This window comes from Haemophilus parainfluenzae (assembly GCF_003252725.1).
In the GTDB taxonomy this organism is placed as follows: domain Bacteria; phylum Pseudomonadota; class Gammaproteobacteria; order Enterobacterales; family Pasteurellaceae; genus Haemophilus_D; species Haemophilus_D parainfluenzae_L.
This window is the reverse complement of the sequence record NZ_QEPO01000002.1, coordinates 1-17,834: the sequence shown is the minus strand read 5'-3', so window position 1 is coordinate 17,834 and position 17,834 is coordinate 1. Positions and strand designations below refer to the sequence as shown.

Genomic DNA, 17,834 nt, shown 5'->3' with positions numbered 1-17,834 from the left:
AAGAGGAGTTGATATATTACACCAATCACAATAATCCTGAAAAATGATTTCTGCTTTTGTGGAAATAGAGTAAAATCATTAGGAATTTTGTTTAAATAAAAGGAAAATTTTATGTTCGTAGTTATTTTTGGTCGTCCAGGCTGCCCTTATTGTGTACGTGCAAAAAACCTTGCTGAAAAATTAAAAGGTGAAGTAGCGGATTTCGATTATCGCTATGTAGATATTATCGCTGAAGGCATTTCTAAAGCAGATTTATCAAAATCTGTCGGTAAAGAAGTGGAAACTGTGCCACAAATCTTTATCGATGAAAAACCAATTGGCGGTTGCACTGATTTCGAAGCATTAATGAAAGAACAATTTAACGTTGTTGCTTAATTATTGCTAAAAATATAAAAGTGCGGTTAATTTCAACCGCACTTTTTTTATTTCATCTTAGTTAATTTGTAACGAGATCGACCAATCCCACTCTGTCTCATTCAAACGATATTGTTCTTTTAATGCGGGTCCACAAGAGTTAGAACCTACCCCACTCATTTTATAATCCACACACAAGATTGTACTGCCACTTTTCTCCAAATCATATTGGTGCTTTTTACTGCCCAATTCTTCTTGAGAGTAAGGGGAAACATTCATACTAAAAGGCGTATGACTTTGCACGGTAAAGCAATCAGACGAATTCGCCACCTTCACATCAAGACAACCATAATGGCTGCCATTTTCTTGTGGTTTTAAATAAGGCACATGATTGCTTTCTGGTGTTGTCTTATAACGACCGAAAGCCGTGGAGTGATGTTTATCCAGATAACTTTCCGTTGGGCCATAGCCCACATACTCAACTTGGTTAAATCCTTGATTAAGGAAAAAACGTAAGCCAAAACGTGGTAAGAATGGCAAGTGCGGTTGTTTTTCAGCATGAATATTAATCTGAAGCAACCCATTTTGTTCAATACGATACGCCACATTCAATGTCAAAATTCGCGCTTTTGATACGGCAACCAATCCTAATTTAAAGGTAATTTCAACCGCACTTTCCTGCTCGATTAAACGGTAATCATAGACTCTACTCGTCGCACGATCGTAACCCGCAGCAAGCCAATGTGCTTTCATTAAACTATCGTTATCCAAAGGCGCTCGCCAAATATTAAAATCGGCAGGTTGATTCAACCAAGGCTCGCCAGCTTTACGAATTTGTTGAATAGTGCCTTTATATTGATCAAACTGGTATTCAATATCTGCTGCTTTAACTGAAATTAAATTGGCATATTCTGAAACAGAAATCGATTGGATATTTGATTTGATCTCATCAGCGAATAAATGTGATTGCGCCGACAAAATAATCTGATCAAATCCTAAACTATGTCCTTGAGGAATTAAACCTGTTTCTGTTTTTTGATGATAGGTCAAGGTCAAAATTTGTAATGAACCGTTACTTGCTGGCAATGGTAAAGGTAAAAGTGCGGTTGATTTTGGCGCAATTTTTAAATCATCTATTTGGCCTTCTTGTACAACAGAAAAGTCCTCGGTGATTTGATAATGAATCGAAATAGCCTCTGCCGCATCCGTAAAATCCAAATAATTTTTGAGTTCAATATGACTATTTTTTAATGCAGCTCGAAGTGGGCGGTACACATTTTTGTATTCCAACAAATTGCTTTGAATTTGGCGGTCTGCCGTGACTAATCCATCAGCACAAAAATTACCGTCATTCGGTGTGTCATTAAAATCCCCGCCATAGCCCATCTTGCTTGAGTTTAGCAAATAAGGGGAATGATTGCACCACTCCCACACAAAGCCACCACAAGCGCCAGCATGTCTTTCCATAGCTTGGAAATAATCTTCCGTGTCTCCGCAAGAATTCCCCATCGCATGCAAATATTCACAAAAAAGATACGGCTTTTGATTTTTGGCATCGGCAAAATAAGCATCCAATTCTTCCGTACTGGTGTACATTTCGCTATGAAAATCTAAATTGGATGTGTCATTTTGATGCGCTGAATGTTGAAATATCGCATTTTCATAATGCACTAAGCGACTTGGATCGCGTTGTTTTACCCAAGCGGCCGCTTGCTCAAAATTCTCACCATAACCACTCTCATTGCCTAATGACCAAATCACAACAGAAGGCCGATTTTTATCTCGCTCAATATTGGCATCAGTGCGGTCTAAAATGGCTTGATTAAATTCAGGACTTCGAGCCATATAGCAATAATTGTCGATTGTTTTTTGACGAATTGCGTCATGATCAATCTCTGTTTTTACCCCTAACAAAATACTTGTTTCTGGCGACTCTACATAGACTGTATTCGTGCCGTGTGATTCGATATCACTTTCCGCAATCACATAAAAACCATATTCATCACACAACTCAGTAAACCAAGGTGCATTCGGATAGTGGGCTGTGCGAATGGCATTAAAATTATGCTGTTTCATTAAGCGTAAATCTTGTAATGCTTGCTCTCGACTAATGACATAACCCGTTTTCGGATCGCTATCATGACGATTAACACCTTTAAACTTAATCGCTTGTCCATTAAATAGCATGACACCATTTTTGACTTCAATATGACGCAAGCCGACCTTTTGACAAATCACTTCTGATCCATATTGCAAAATCAACGTGTATAAACGAGGGTTCTCCGCATGCCATAATTGTACATTTTCAATTTCAGCATGAAAGGCACGCCCTTTTTGTTCTGTTATCAATTTGCCTTGAGGATCAAATAATTGCCAAGAAATGGGTTGTTCGCGTTCTGCAAACTGACATGCTACATACAATTGGGCCTTGGTAAGTTCTTGATTAAATTGTGTTTGAATGAAGAAATCTTGTAAGTAATTTTTTTCTCGCTCTAACAGATAAACATCTCGAAAAATACCAGACATTCGGAATTTGTCTTGGTCTTCCAAGTAACTGCCATCACACCATTTCAACACGAGAACATGTAAGTGGTTTTCTCCTTGTTGTAAAAAGTCAGTAATATCAAATTCACTGGTGCAATGACTAATTTGGCTGTAGCCCGCAAATTGGTGATTCACATAGACAAATAAGCAACTATCTACCCCTTCAAAATTTAAGAGATACCGTTTTTCAGCATTGATTTTGACATTAAAAACGCGATGATATAAACCACAAGGATTTTCAATGGGCACATAAGGCGGATCAAAAGGGAAAGGATAATTTACGTTGGTATATTGATGATTATCGTAACCATGATTTTGCCAATTGGAAGGGACGGGGATTTTATCTGTAAATGAAAAATGAAGGAAATCTTGAGGCAAGTGAGTATAGCTTTCAAAATAAGCAAAATCCCATTCACCATTTAGTAAGGTAAAGTAAGGGGAAAATTCTCGTGTCTTTTTGACCTCACTTTCTGTTGAAGAAAAAGGAATAAAATAAGCATGATCTGGTGTGGTATTCACATGTAAGGTTTGTGGATCTTCAAAATAACGAGGCAACGACATAAAAACTCCCAATGCAATTTAGCCACATAAAAAAGGCGCCTGAATGACGCCACTATACCTAAAATCTTCGATGAATCTAGCGATAAGTTCACAAATCGTGATACTTATCACATTAATTTTTATGGCAATTTTGCCAAGAAGGCATAACCGCCTTTTTCACTCATTATTTCAACATTAGAATCCGCTGTAATGAATGCTGACTCACCTTGTTTTAAGGTAAGTGCGGTTGATTTTTCTTGAATTTTAAGCTCGCCTTGCATCACTAACAAGATGCCTGCACTTTGAAGATTCACTTTAGTATGCTTTTCGGGTTCGACACGAATTTGAGCTAAAGCAAAGTCTTTTACTGGCGTTTTATAAGTAAATTCTGACTGATTTTGAGGTGCGGCTGAGATAATTTGAGGTGTTACTTCACGACAATCTACAATTTTTAATAATTCGACAATATCGACATATTTTGGTGTTAATCCACCACGAATCACATTATCAGAACATGCCATTAACTCCACGTTTTGTCCGCGAAGGTAAGCATGAGGAATACCCGCATCTTGGAAAATGCCCTCTCCGTCTTTTAAATGCACAATATTAAAGAGATAAAAACACACCAAGCCGGCATCTAATTTTTCAGGCGAAATCGCCATGGCCTCCATGGTATAAAGCACCCAATAATCGGGGTTATCTAGCCCCAACTCACCATTTTTATAAGACTGTTGATTAGCTTCAATAATAGGTAATAGCCAATTTGCAAGCCTGGATTGATCCGCCAACATTACATCCGCATAAAATTCAGCAAGGCTTTGTGTGCCAAGTTTTTCAGCCAAAGGTTGCAAAGAGGGGCGCGAATTTAATGTCGCAAGAATTTGATCCTTTGTTTTAAAACCGTGTAAAAGCCAAAAATCTGATAAGGCAATCATCATTTCTGGTTTGTGATTTCTATCTTTATAAGTCCGCGTGCTGTCTGTTAATGGCACGCCTTTTGCATTCTCAGCCTCAAAGCCCTTTTTAGCTTGCGATTTAGTTGGATGCAATTGAATCGATAACGGCTTTTCAACATCTAAAATCTTTAACAAATAAGAGAGTTCATCACCAAATTGCTGACGACTTACTTGCCCAAGTGCGGTCGGATTTTGCGATAAAAATTCAATAAGGGATTGTTTACCTGTTACATTCTCAATTTCAGAAGGTACTGATGGATGCGCGCCTAACCACCACTCCGCACAAGGTTGATCTTTCGCTGAATTTAATCCAATCAATGATGCAATATAATTTTTTCCGCCCCAAGCATAATGCTGTACTTGGCCAGTTAATCGATAAATCATTTTTACCTTCTTTAAAAAGAATAAGTATAAAAAAATCCGCTCATTTAAAGCGGATCTTTTAGTCAGTAAATCTTATTTTGTTAAACTTAAAACAACAGATTCTCCAGCAATCACTTCACCCGATTTTTTCTCGATAGATGAAATTTCATCCATGTTAGAGATAACCACTGGTGTTAAAACTGATTTTGCTTTTGATTCTAATGTTGCTAAATCAAATTCGATTACAGTGTCGCCGCGTTTTACACTTTGACCTTCGTGTGCGATGCGAGTGAATCCTTCACCTTTTAATTCAACGGTATCAATACCGAAGTGAACGAATAATTCAACACCCTCTTTTGATTCCATTGAGAAAGCGTGGTTGGTTTCAAAAATTTTACCAATTACACCATCAACAGGCGCCACAATTTTGTTACCTGTTGGGCGAATCGCGATACCATCACCCACGATTTTTTCAGAGAAAACAACATCTGGTACATCTTCGATATTTACAATCTCACCAGAAAGTGGCGCATAAATTTCGACTTCCACTGTTTTGTTTTCTTTTGAACCAAATAATTTGTCAAATAAGCCCATTTTAATCTCCTATCTATTAAAGATGGCTAGTATTTTAACGTAAAACTCTGTTTTTGTATCTAGTTTAACGATTTTTCTGCTAAAAAAGCTTGAATTAATTGCTCAATTTCAGTAGTAGTTGGTTTTTGTAATGCTTCATCAGCTAAGGCTTTCACCTCTTGATAATTCACATGACGAATTAATTTTTTAATACGTGGCACAGAAATTGCACTCATACTAAATTCATCTAGGCCCATACCAAGTAACAATAAGGTCGCGCGTTCATCACCGGCTAACTCACCACACATCCCTGTCCATTTACCTTCAGCGTGAGAGGCATCAATCACTTGTTTGATCAATCCTAGTACTGAAGGTGACATTGGGTTATATAAGTGAGAAATCAATTCGTTACCGCGGTCAACAGCTAAGGTATATTGCGTTAAGTCGTTTGTACCAATACTGAAGAAATCCACTTCTTTCGCTAAGAATTTCGCATTCACCGCTGCGGATGGCGTTTCAACCATGACACCCACTTGGATGTTTTCATCAAAAGCTTTACCTTCTGCACGTAATTCTGCTTTTAAGGTTTCCAATACAGATTTTAATTCGCGAATTTCTTCTACCGAAATAATCATTGGGAACATCACGGCAAGTTTACCAAATGCAGACGCACGTAATACCGCTCTTAATTGTGCGTGTAAAATCTCACGACGATCAAGGGCAATACGCACCGCTCGCCATCCTAAGAATGGGTTCATTTCTTTTGGTAAATTTAAATATGGAAGCTCTTTGTCACCACCGATATCCATGGTACGTAATACCACTAGACGCCCTTCTATTGCTTCAACCACTTCTTTATAAGCAATGAATTGCTCTTCTTCGCTCGGTAATTGATCACGATCCATAAAGAGGAATTCTGTACGGTATAAACCTACACCTTCAGCACCATTACGATGTGCACCTTCACAATCACGAATCGTACCAATATTGGCTACCACATCGACTTTATGACCATCAAGGGTCACTGCAGGCAAATCTTTTAATTTCGCTAATTCTGCTTTTTCTTCAGCAAGTTTTGCCTCTAGTGTTTTTAATTCATCGATTTCAGCTTGAGTCGGATTCACGTAAACACGATTGTTCACGGCATCTAAAATAAGATAATCACCGGTATTCACTCGCGCAGTGACATTATTTGTCCCAACAATGGCCGGCAATTCAAGTGAACGAGCCATAATAGAGGTGTGTGATGTTCTACCACCTATATCAGTGATAAAACCTAATACTTTTTCTAAGTTTAATTGAGCAGTTTCTGATGGAGTTAAATCGTAAGCCACAAGGATGGATTCTTCGGTAATATCACCAAGATCCACAATATGCATGCCTAAAATATTTTTGATTAAACGATTACCTATATCGCGAATATCACCCGCACGTTCTTTTAAGTATTCATCATCAATTTCAGATAACATTTCAACTTGTTGATCGATGATTTTACTTGCTGCCACACTCGCATTCACTTTGTTTGAACGAAGATAATCAATAATTTCCTCTTCTAACTCTTCATCTTCAAGGATCATTAAATGGCCTTCAAAGATGGCCGCTTTTTCTTCACCTAAGGATTTTAATGCACGTTGATGAATAGAATTAAGTTGCTCAACAGCAGCTTCACGACCAGCATAAAAACGGGCAACCTCTGCCTCAACTTGATCTTCTGAAATTTTTTGCGTATCAAGAACAATTTTTTCTTCTTTTAATACTAAGGCTTTACCAAAAACGATACCTGGTGACGCTGGAATACCTGTAATCATACTTTTACCTTCCGAGATAATTTATTAAAGGTTAGATAAACAATAGCCATAGAATAGAAATCCTATGGCTATCGTCAATTATTCTAAAGTAGGAATTAATGCCACTAAATGTTCAACGGCTTGTTGTTCGTCTTCACCTTCCGCCGAGATGGTGATTACAGTTCCTTGCGTCAAGCCTAAGGTTTGTAGCTTAAATAGGCTCTTCGCACTTGCACTTTTTCCACCGGAGGTCACTGTTACATCAGAAGCAAATGCTTTCGCTTCTTTTACAAATTGCGCCGCTGGACGGGTGTGTAAACCATTAGGAGCTGTAATTTCTACATCTTTTGAGAACATAATGTTACCTCTATAGTAATTGTAAAATTTAGTCTATAAATCCGCTGTAGTATCTCTATTAAATGCCCAATAATCAAGGCTAAACACAAAAAAACTTGAGCTACGTCACGAAATTTGGGGTAATTTATACCTAATTTATAGTAATTTGTCTACTACACAGAAAAATGACGCTGTGATTTCGTCTCACTCAAACTTTCAATGAGGCGATGATAATTCTCATAGCGTATCGGTGAAATCCGACCTGCTTCAACAGCCTCACGTAATGCACAGCCAGGATCGTTCAAATGCTTACAATCTCGGAATTTACATGTACCTAAGACATATTGAAATTCACGATAGCCTTTGGTGATTTGGTCTGGCTCCAAATGCCATAAACCAAACTCACGAATCCCTGGTGAGTCAATCAAATTACCGCCTTGTGGCAAATGGTATAAACGAGAAGAGGTTGTGGTATGTTGACCCAAACCAGAGGTTTCGCTGATGCCACCGACTTGCGCATTGACTGTCGGTAAAATATGGTTAATTAAACTGGATTTGCCTACCCCTGATTGCCCCACAAAAATGGATGTGCCATCACTTAAAAGTGAGGTTAATTTTTCCATATTTTTTCCGGTTTCAGCTGAAATGATGATGGTCTGATAACCAATATCACGGTAAATCTGTAATTGGCTTTCCACTTCCCGCTCTTGCTCGGCATCTAGTAAATCACCTTTATTCACTACAATGACAGGTTCGATCCCGGCATTTTCACATACCACTAAATAACGATCGATAATATTGAGTGAAAGTACCGGCACCACCGCAGAAACAATAATAATACGATCGATATTGGCCGCGATTGGTTTCAGCCCATCATAGTAATCTGGACGAGCAATTTCATTTTGCCTTGGGTGAATGGCTTCAATCACCCCACTCACACCTTGGAGCTGTTCATTGCCTTGTCGCCAAATCACTTTATCTCCAACCACGAGACTAGAAAGTGTTCGACGTAAATTACAACGGAAAATTTCGCCTTGTGCATTTTCCACATCTGCATGAACCGAATAACGCGTAACAACTACCCCATCTTGGCTTTCACCTAGCATATCATCTTGCCATTCCACTTCTTTCTTCTTGTGGCGATGCAAGGCTTTCGCGTTATTTGATTGAATTCGACGAGTTTGATTTTGCGTTAGTTTACGTTTGCTCATAAAGTGCGGTCGTTTTTTCTGATGTTTTTCGTTAAAATAAACGGGATTAAAAATGTTTATAGGATACCTTATATTATGCAATTAGATAAACAAAATCTGATTTGGATCGATTTAGAAATGACAGGATTGGATCCTGAAAAAGAACGCATTATTGAAATCGCGACCATTGTGACCGATAAAGATCTCAATATTTTAGCTGAAGGCCCTGTGATTGCGGTGCATCAAAATGATGAATTATTAAACAAAATGTCGGAATGGTGCATAAAAACCCACACAGCAAATGGCTTAGTTGACCGTGTTAAAGCGAGCAAACTCACTGAACGTGCAGCAGAACTACAAACATTAGATTTTTTAAAACGCTGGGTGCCGAAAGGTGCTTCACCGATTTGTGGCAACAGCATCGCACAAGATAAACGCTTTCTTTATAAATATATGCCTGATTTAGCCGATTATTTCCATTATCGTCATGTGGATGTCAGCACATTAAAAGAATTGGCTTCTCGCTGGAAACCAGAAATTTTAGACGGGTTCAAAAAAGGTAGTACCCATCTAGCCCTTGATGATATTCGAGAATCAATTAAAGAGTTAGCTTACTACCGTGAGCACTTTATTAATCTGGGTTGATGAAAACTTAGGCAAACTCAATCATTTGCGAAATCTGCGCTTGCGTTGAATAAATTTTTTCGTATAATGTTGCCTCATTCACCAATGTGAAATGCGGGAATAGCTCAGTTGGTAGAGCACGACCTTGCCAAGGTCGGGGTCGCGAGTTCGAGCCTCGTTTCCCGCTCCAAATTTTCACATGAATGCCCTGCGGGAATAGCTCAGTTGGTAGAGCACGACCTTGCCAAGGTCGGGGTCGCGAGTTCGAGCCTCGTTTCCCGCTCCAAATTCTCAATCCGTTGCTGAAAAGCAGCGGATTTTTTTATTGTATTTCCCTACATATTCCCTTCAAAATACGATAAAATCCCCCAGAAACTTTAACCTAAAAAATCACTCTAAGAATGACCGAATTAACCCAATACATTCCTGATGAAGGCACGATGCTCCGTTTTGGTAAAAAACTCGCAGAAGTGCTTGTAAAACAACCGAAAGATAACGCTATTGTGCTTTATTTTAATGGCGATCTTGGTGCGGGAAAAACCACCCTGACTCGTGGAATGGTGCAAGGTTTAGGCTACCAAGGCAATGTCAAAAGTCCTACTTATACCTTAGTGGAAGAATATAACATTGCAGGAAAAATGATTTATCACTTTGATTTATATCGTCTTGCCGATCCTGAAGAATTGGAATTTATGGGTATTCGTGATTATTTCAGCCAAAATTGCATCTGCTTAATCGAATGGGCAGAAAAAGGTGAAGGTATCTTGCCTGAGGCTGATTTATTGGTGAATATTGACTATTACGACGATGCTCGCAACATTACGCTAATTGCTCAAAACTCAGTGGGCGAGCATATTCTGACACAACTATAAAATTGATTTACATGAAAGCAAAATTTTCGTTTCTTTTTGGAATATTTTCTCTAATTTCTACTACCGTATTTGCTGCCCCACAATGGACAATTGCTATTGATCCTGGCCACGGCGGTAAAGATCCCGGTGCTATCGGAAAAAATCTCGGCATTTATGAAAAAAATGTCACCCTTTCGATTGCTCGAGAATTAAAAGCCTTATTAGATAAAGATCCTAATTTCAAAGGCGTCTTAACACGCAGTAGCGATTACTACATTTCTGTACCAGAACGCTCTGAAATTGCACGTAAATACAAAGCAAATTTTCTCGTGTCTATCCATGCCGACTCCTCTCTTAATGCAGACCAACGTGGTGCATCTGTTTGGGTGCTATCCAATCGCCGCGCTAACGATGAAATGGGTCAATGGTTAGAAGATGATGAAAAACGCTCTGAGCTTTTAGGCGGAGCCGGTAAAGTTCTTTCCAATAACAATGACAAATATTTAGATCAAACTGTACTCGACCTTCAATTTGGTCACAGCCAACGTACAGGCTATGAACTTGGTAACAGCATTCTACGTCGCTTTGCTCGCGTGACTTCATTAAGCCGCAGCACGCCACAACATGCAAGTCTTGGCGTATTGCGTTCACCCGATATTCCTTCTGTTCTGGTGGAAACAGGTTTCCTTTCCAATATGGAAGAAGAACAAAAACTGAATACCATTGCTTATCGTCGTCGTATTGCTTATATGATTTATGAAGGCTTAGTCGCTTATCGCAATGGTAATTTAAAAGCAATTGCTGTTCCACCTAGTGATGAGCAAGACAGCAAATCTACAAAATCAAACGACAAAAATAATGAAAAATCTGACCGCACTTCCGATGTGAAAGACAGCGGTATTCGCCATAAAGTGAAATCAGGCGAAAGCATTGGTAGCCTAGCAAACAAATATGATGTCAAAGTCAGTGAAATCATTGAGTTAAATAAACTGAAACGCAAAGAACTTTGGTTAAATGAAACCATTAAGATTCCTGATAATGGCAAAAGCAAAAAAGCGGAAGAACCAACTAAAAAAGAAGAGACAAACACCGAAAAATCTGACCGCACTTCCGATGTCAAAGACAGCGGCGTACGTCATAAAGTAAAACCAGGTGAAAGCATTGGTAGCCTGGCAAACAAATACGATGTAAAAGTCAGTGAAATTATTGAATTAAATAAACTAAAACGTAAAGAACTTTGGCTAAATGAAACCATTAAAATTCCGGATAACGGCAAAGGCAAAAAGGTAGAAGAAAAACCTAAATCGGATGATAAAGCCAAAGCCGATAACAAAGGAAAAAACAGCAAGATTGTTGAATCTGAAAAAGCGGTTTCTAAAAAAGATAAAAAACAAGAAAAAACCGAGAGTAAAAAAGAGCCTGAGAAAAAAGGTAACGATAAAAAAGAGACTTCTTCAAAAGGAAATGAGAAGAAAGATAATGGCAAGAAAGAAACCCCGCTTTACCATACAGTGAAAGCCGATCAAACTATCTATGCTATCTCTCGTGAATACAATGTACCGGTTAATCGTCTTTTAAAACTGAACCCAACATTGAAAAACGGCAAAGTCGTGACTGGGCAAAAAATTAAACTTAAAGAAAAATAAGGAATCCTATGCCAATCAAAATTCTTTCTCCACAGCTGGCTAATCAGATTGCCGCAGGTGAAGTGGTCGAACGCCCTGCTTCTGTGGTGAAAGAATTGGTGGAAAACAGCCTTGATGCCGGTGCCAATAAAATTCATATTGATATCGAAAACGGCGGTGCCAGCCTGATTCGTATTCGAGATAATGGCAGCGGTATTCCTAAAGAAGAATTAAGTCTCGCACTCGCTCGACACGCAACTAGTAAAATTGCCGATCTTGATGATCTCGAAGCCATCTTAAGTTTAGGTTTCCGCGGTGAAGCCCTTGCTAGTATCAGCTCAGTTTCTCGTCTCACGCTTACCTCTCGCACAGCGGAGCAAAATGAAGCGTGGCAGGTTTATGCACAAGGGCGAGAGATGGAAACTACAATTAAACCCGCGTCTCATCCAATCGGCACAACAGTTGAAGTCGCGAATCTCTTTTTTAACACGCCTGCTCGTCGTAAATTCTTACGCACTGATAAAACAGAATTTACTCATATTGATGAAGTCATTCGCCGAATTGCTTTAGCAAAATTCAATATTGCTTTTACGCTCACACATAACGGCAAAATTATTCGACAATATCGTCCTGCAACGAATGAAGAACAACAACTAAAACGCGTTGCCGCCATTTGTGGCGATGATTTTGTTCAACATGCCTTACGCATTGACTGGAAACATGATGATCTGCATCTTTCTGGTTGGGTTGCGACACCTGAATTTACACGTTATCAAAATGATTTGAGCTATTGCTATATCAATGGACGAATGGTACGCGATAAAGTGATCACCCACGCCATTCGCCAAGCTTATGCGGAGCATTTACATACTGAGCAATACCCTGCATTTGTACTCTTTATCGACCTCAATCCACATGATGTCGATGTCAACGTGCACCCAACAAAACACGAAGTTCGTTTCCATCAAGCTCGCTTAATTCATGACTTTATCTACCAAGGCGTAACAAATGCGCTCAACGCCATTCCTCAAGCTGAATTGGATTTAGCGCCAGCGATAAATGAGGCAAGGGAGCCTTCGGCTTCATATCAACCTAACTATGAACCGAAACCCAATCGGGCGGCAGCGGGACACAATATTTTCGCTTCGAATTATCATCAGCCTCGCGAAAAACAATCAGAAAATCGACCGCACTTTTCAAACCGTAGTGAATACGTTCCGTCATATGGTTATCGTGAACAACCTACTAAAACTGAACAACACTTATATGGTGAATTAGTACGTCCTGCGGAAAATTCTCAAGTTTTAACAACATCTATCGTTGAACAACTCCCACAAACAAGTGAACCAGGCTATTTACGCGCATTAGCATTAATTGAAAATAAAGCATTACTTTTACAACAAAATCAGCAGTTTTATTTGATGTCATTAGCTAAATTGCAAACCTTAAATTATGAATTAACCTTACAACAAGGTGAAATTTCACAACAGCCGTTGCTCATCCCGATTATTTTTCGCTTAGATGAAAAACAATTTGAACAATGGAAAAAACAAAAAGCTTTTTTCCAACAAAGTGGTTTTGAATTTATTGAAAATGAAGCCCAGCTACGTATCACTCTAAACAAAGTGCCTACGGTTTTACGTACACAAAATTTACAAAAATGTGTGGTAAGCCTACTCACTGAACATCTAGAAAATATGCCTGATTTTCTGACCGCACTTTGTCATGCGCTAGAGGTGAAACCGATTCAAGTATTAGCAGATGCAGTCAGTTTATTAAGTGAAACGGAACGCTTACTGAATAAAGCTCATCAAGAGAAATTTAATACATTACTGAAACCGATTAACTGGCAGCCCTTTTTAACTGATTTGTAATATGACACAAAAAACTGACTCCAAACCAACCGCACTTTTTCTGATGGGACCGACGGCCTCAGGAAAAACAGATCTTGCTATTCAATTACGTCAAAGCCTGCCAGTGGAAGTGATCAGTGTCGATTCTGCATTAATTTATAAAGGCATGGATATTGGTACGGCAAAGCCTTATAAAGAAGAACTTGCTCTTGCTCCTCACCGCTTAATCGATATTTTAGATCCCGCTGAAAGTTATTCTGCGATGAATTTTCGTGACGATGCGCTCAGAGAAATGGCTGATATTACCGCGCAAGGCAAAATTCCACTTTTGGTTGGCGGCACGATGTTGTATTACAAAGCATTGATTGAAGGACTTTCTCCTCTTCCATCAGCTGATGAAAATTTACGCTTAGAAATTGAAGAAAAAGCGCAAAAATTTGGCTGGCCAGTACTTCATCAAGAATTACAAAAAATTGATCCTGTTTCAGCAGATCGTATCAATCCAAATGATTCACAGCGTATTAATCGTGCATTAGAAGTATTCTATTTAACGGGCAAATCATTAACGGAATTAACCGAACAAAAAGGCGAAGAATTGCCTTATCAATTTTTACAATTCGCTATTGCACCAGAAGATCGTGCGGTGTTACATCAACGTATCGAACAACGTTTCCATAAAATGATCGAATTAGGCTTCCAAGAAGAAGTGGAAAAACTCTATCAACGAGAAGATCTCCATCCTGATTTGCCTTCAATCCGATGTGTGGGTTATCGCCAAATGTGGGAATATTTACGTGGTGACTATGGTCATGAAGAAATGGTCTTCCGCGGTATTTGTGCAACTCGACAATTAGCAAAACGACAAATCACCTGGCTACGCGGCTGGAAAACACCATTAAATTGGCTAGATAGTCTGCAACCGCAACAAGCCAAAGAAATCGTATTACGCAAGATTGACGAACATTTTAAGGGGTAAATTATGGCGCTTTCACTTCCGCTTTCGACTGAAAAACTCATTCAACTTGGCGAAGTGCTTTGCCAACATTTCCCTGAAATGAATCTTGATGAAATAACCCAACAAATCGAGCGGGATGCAACAGATCTCACGACACCAATCGGACAAATAAACTATGCCATCAGTCTGTCTGATTTCTTGGAAAAAGTCTTAAAAAAACACCCGCACTTTTTAGCTCAATGGTGGCAAACATCTCCTCAATTTTCAGATTGTCAACATTATACTAGCCGTTTAGCAGAACAACTCGCGCCCATACAAAACGAAGAACAACTTTATAAAATACTACGGGATTTTCGTAATCAAGAAATGGCGAAACTAAGTTTCTGTCAAAGCTTGAATCTTGCCACTGTAGAAGAAATTTTTATTTGCCTTTCTCAACTTGCTGAAAGCCTTATCATTGGTGCGAGAGATTGGCTATATAAACAAGCTTGCGAAGAAATGGGCACGCCTTGCGATGAAAATGGAAACCCACAGCAACTCTATATTCTTGGTATGGGAAAATTAGGTGGTTTTGAGCTAAATTTCTCCTCTGATATTGATTTAATTTTTACCTATCCTTCACAAGGCGAAACCGTTGGGGTAAGACGAGCCGTTGATAACGCCAAATTTTTTACCCGTTTAGGACAACGTCTGATCAATGCTTTAGATCAATTCACGCCTGATGGTTTTGTCTATCGTACAGATATGCGCCTTCGCCCTTTTGGTGACAGCGGTGCGCTAGCCTTAAGTTTTTCTGCAATGGAGCAATATTACCAAGATCAAGGGCGAGACTGGGAACGCTATGCCATGATCAAAGGGCGTATTTTAGGAGCCGATGAGCAAGATCCCAACGTAAAAACCTTACAACAATCACTTCGCCCCTTTGTGTATCGACGCTATATTGATTTTAGTGTGATTCAAGCTTTACGTGAAATGAAAGGTAAAATCGAGCGTGAAGTGCGTCGTCGTGGCTTAAAAGACAATATTAAGTTAGGCGCAGGCGGGATTCGAGAAATCGAATTTATTGTACAAGTTTTTCAGCTAATTCGTGGTGGACGAGAGATCAAACTCCAACAACATGAATTGCTTAAACTTCTCCCTGAAATACGAGATCTCGGTTTAATTACGCCTCAACAATACCATGAATTAAGAGAAGCTTATATCTTCCTTCGTCGTACTGAAAACGTGCTACAAGCCATTGATGATCAACAAACTCAACTACTGCCAACAGATGAAGAAAATCGTCTTAGATTAATAGTTGCTTGTCGAGAATACACTTATTTAGATGAGAACAATCAGCCTACGATAAAATCTTATCTAATTGAAAACTGGGATGATTTCTATCAAACATTACAGGCACACCAACAAAAAGTGCGGTCAGTTTTTGATACATTAATTGGTGAAGAAAAAGATGAACGTACCGATGACAGTAATCAGTGGATTGATTTTTTAGAAAGTGATCTCGACGATATTGAACAAATGCTGATTGATAATCACATTGATGAAGACGCGATTTCTGATATCTTAGATAAACTTGTTCAATTCAAAGATGCTCTCGCTCGTCGTGTTATTGGCTCTAGAGGTCGAGAAGTTTTAGCTCACTTATTGCCAAATATCTTCACCCAAATATTTGAACAAAAAGATTACCGCACTTTATTGCCACGCATCCTCAATATTGTCGATAAAATTGCGAGTAGAACGACTTATTTGGAATTGCTCTTAGAAAATCCTCAAGCCATTGAGCAGCTTATTGAACTATGTGCGCAATCACAAATGATTGCCGAACAAGTAGCTCGACACCCAATTCTACTCGATGAATTATTAAATACTGAAGCGCTACGTAATCCATTGCCATTCACACAGTATTCTGACGAATTAAAGCAATATATGCTGCGATTACCGCAAGACGATGAAGAGCAATTCATTGACGGTTTACGCCAATTCAAGCAGTCTATTTTATTACGTGTTGCAGCCGCTGATATTCTCGGCGTATTGCCTGTTATGAAAGTAAGCGATCATCTCACTTATCTGGCTGAAGCAATTATTGATGCCGTTGTCAATTTTGCCTGGCAACAAGTCAGTCAACGCTTTGGGGTCCCCGAACATCTTGTAGATAAAACTGAAAAAGGCTTTTTAGTTATTGGCTACGGCAAATTAGGCGGAATTGAACTCGGTTATAAATCCGATTTGGATTTAGTCTTTTTATACCAAGCTGTTGAAGGAGTGACTGTTGGTGGGAAGAAATCCATTGATAGCAATCAATTCTATTTAAGATTGGCTCAAAAAATTGTCAGTATCTTTAGTATGAATACCAGTGCTGGCATACTTTACGATGTTGATATGCGATTACGACCTTCAGGCGATGCGGGCTTACTAGGCTGTTCGCTTCAAGCATTTGAAAACTATCAACTCAATGAAGCTTGGACATGGGAGAGACAGGCACTTGTCCGCAGTCGTGCCATTTTTGGTGAAACTGAATTAAAAGGAGAATTTGAAAAAATTCGCTGTAATGTACTTTCTGCTCAAAGAGATATCAATCAGCTAAAAATTGAAGTAAGAGAAATGCGTGAAAAAATGTACGACCATTTATCTCATACAAAAGAAGGCTTTTTTAATATCAAAACAGATCGTGGTGGCATTACTGATATTGAATTTATCGCCCAATATCTGATGCTCGCGAATGCCCCAGATAATCCAATATTAACCAAATGGTCTGATAACGTTCGTATCTTTGATTCAATGGCAGAATATCACATTATTTCTCTCACAGAATGTGAAAAGCTCAAATCCTGCTACGTGACACTACGTAATAAAATTCATCACCTGAACTTATTAGGGAATCCTGTCATTGTTGATGATTCGGAATTTGCAGAAGAAAGAGAGTTTGTTTGTTCTTTCTGGAATAAGCTATTTTCTTAAAAGATTAAAGGAGTCTATCCCTAGATATTTGGGATAAACTCCTTTTTATATATTCTCTACGTAAAAAAGCCTAACTTTCTACCGCGCTTATATTGTCAAAGTAATCTTTAACAAAACTCCATAAACAAAAACCCCAAGCCATTCAGCTCGGGGTTCTACATTCAGTACCTGGCGGTGTCCTACTCTCACATGGGGAAGCCCCACACTACCATCGGCGCATCGGCGTTTCACTTCTGAGTTCGGTATGGGGTCAGGTGGGACCACCGCTCTATCGCCGCCAGGATTATTCCTTTAATAACTTTTCTATTTCTCTCTGCTCCGCTAT

The 17,834-nt window shown here is 39.1% G+C and carries 13 protein-coding genes, 2 tRNA genes and 1 rRNA gene; 9 read left to right on the top strand and 7 right to left on the bottom strand.

The window, feature by feature from the left end:
• Positions 1-111: 111 nt before the first annotated feature.
• On the top strand, positions 112-375 hold the full coding sequence (locus DPV85_RS02770) for a GrxA family glutaredoxin (RefSeq protein ID WP_005695639.1): 264 nt from the start codon (positions 112-114) through the stop codon (positions 373-375).
• 57 nt (positions 376-432) lie between these two features.
• On the opposite strand, the gene DPV85_RS02765 is transcribed toward DPV85_RS02770, so the two are convergent.
• The 6 genes from DPV85_RS02765 to rsgA all read right to left on the bottom strand — a co-directional run bounded on the left by DPV85_RS02765 (position 433) and on the right by rsgA (position 8,664).
• Entirely contained in the window at positions 433-3,459 is a 3,027-nt protein-coding gene (locus DPV85_RS02765) for a glycoside hydrolase family 2 TIM barrel-domain containing protein (protein ID WP_111326945.1), read from the bottom strand.
• Positions 3,460-3,578: 119 nt separating this feature from the next.
• Positions 3,579-4,778, bottom strand: coding sequence for a mannose-6-phosphate isomerase, class I (manA, locus tag DPV85_RS02760; RefSeq protein WP_111326943.1), 1,200 nt, complete (start codon positions 4,776-4,778; stop codon positions 3,579-3,581).
• Between the two features lie 72 nt (positions 4,779-4,850).
• Positions 4,851-5,351 carry a PTS glucose transporter subunit IIA gene (gene crr, locus DPV85_RS02755; protein ID WP_049374055.1) on the bottom strand — a complete coding sequence of 167 codons (501 nt, stop codon included), beginning with the start codon at positions 5,349-5,351 and terminating at the stop codon, positions 4,851-4,853.
• Positions 5,352-5,410: 59 nt separating this feature from the next.
• Entirely contained in the window at positions 5,411-7,138 is a 1,728-nt protein-coding gene (ptsI, locus tag DPV85_RS02750) for a phosphoenolpyruvate-protein phosphotransferase PtsI (RefSeq protein ID WP_111326941.1), read from the bottom strand.
• A gap of 78 nt (positions 7,139-7,216) precedes the next feature.
• Entirely contained in the window at positions 7,217-7,474 is a 258-nt protein-coding gene (gene ptsH / locus DPV85_RS02745) for a phosphocarrier protein Hpr (protein ID WP_005695633.1), read from the bottom strand.
• Positions 7,475-7,626: 152 nt separating this feature from the next.
• Positions 7,627-8,664 (bottom strand): small ribosomal subunit biogenesis GTPase RsgA, encoded by a 1,038-nt coding sequence (gene rsgA, locus DPV85_RS02740; protein ID WP_111326939.1) that lies wholly within the window; start codon positions 8,662-8,664, stop codon positions 7,627-7,629.
• A gap of 75 nt (positions 8,665-8,739) precedes the next feature.
• Here rsgA and orn point away from each other — a divergent pair, with 75 nt between their 5' ends.
• The 8 genes from orn (at position 8,740) to glnE (ending at position 17,509) form a co-directional block, all read left to right on the top strand.
• Entirely contained in the window at positions 8,740-9,288 is a 549-nt protein-coding gene (gene orn, locus DPV85_RS02735; RefSeq protein WP_111326937.1) for an oligoribonuclease, read from the top strand.
• Between the two features lie 93 nt (positions 9,289-9,381).
• A tRNA-Gly gene (locus DPV85_RS02730) sits at positions 9,382-9,457 on the top strand.
• Between the two features lie 20 nt (positions 9,458-9,477).
• Positions 9,478-9,553: transfer RNA gene (locus DPV85_RS02725), tRNA-Gly, on the top strand.
• Between the two features lie 115 nt (positions 9,554-9,668).
• Positions 9,669-10,139 (top strand): tRNA (adenosine(37)-N6)-threonylcarbamoyltransferase complex ATPase subunit type 1 TsaE, encoded by a 471-nt coding sequence (tsaE, locus tag DPV85_RS02720; protein ID WP_049373343.1) that lies wholly within the window; start codon positions 9,669-9,671, stop codon positions 10,137-10,139.
• Between the two features lie 11 nt (positions 10,140-10,150).
• Positions 10,151-11,764 carry an N-acetylmuramoyl-L-alanine amidase gene (locus DPV85_RS02715; protein WP_111326935.1) on the top strand — a complete coding sequence of 538 codons (1,614 nt, stop codon included), beginning with the start codon at positions 10,151-10,153 and terminating at the stop codon, positions 11,762-11,764.
• Between the two features lie 8 nt (positions 11,765-11,772).
• Complete coding sequence (mutL, locus tag DPV85_RS02710; RefSeq protein ID WP_111326933.1) at positions 11,773-13,617, top strand: DNA mismatch repair endonuclease MutL; 1,845 nt, start codon at positions 11,773-11,775, stop codon at positions 13,615-13,617.
• 1 nt (position 13,618) lies between these two features.
• Entirely contained in the window at positions 13,619-14,572 is a 954-nt protein-coding gene (gene miaA / locus DPV85_RS02705; protein WP_111326931.1) for a tRNA (adenosine(37)-N6)-dimethylallyltransferase MiaA, read from the top strand.
• A gap of 3 nt (positions 14,573-14,575) precedes the next feature.
• Positions 14,576-17,509, top strand: a complete 2,934-nt coding sequence (gene glnE / locus DPV85_RS02700; protein WP_111326929.1) for a bifunctional [glutamate--ammonia ligase]-adenylyl-L-tyrosine phosphorylase/[glutamate--ammonia-ligase] adenylyltransferase — start codon at positions 14,576-14,578, stop codon at positions 17,507-17,509.
• Between the two features lie 166 nt (positions 17,510-17,675).
• On the opposite strand, the gene rrf is transcribed toward glnE, so the two are convergent.
• Positions 17,676-17,791: ribosomal RNA gene (rrf, locus tag DPV85_RS02695) — 5S ribosomal RNA — on the bottom strand.
• Positions 17,792-17,834: the final 43 nt, after the last annotated feature.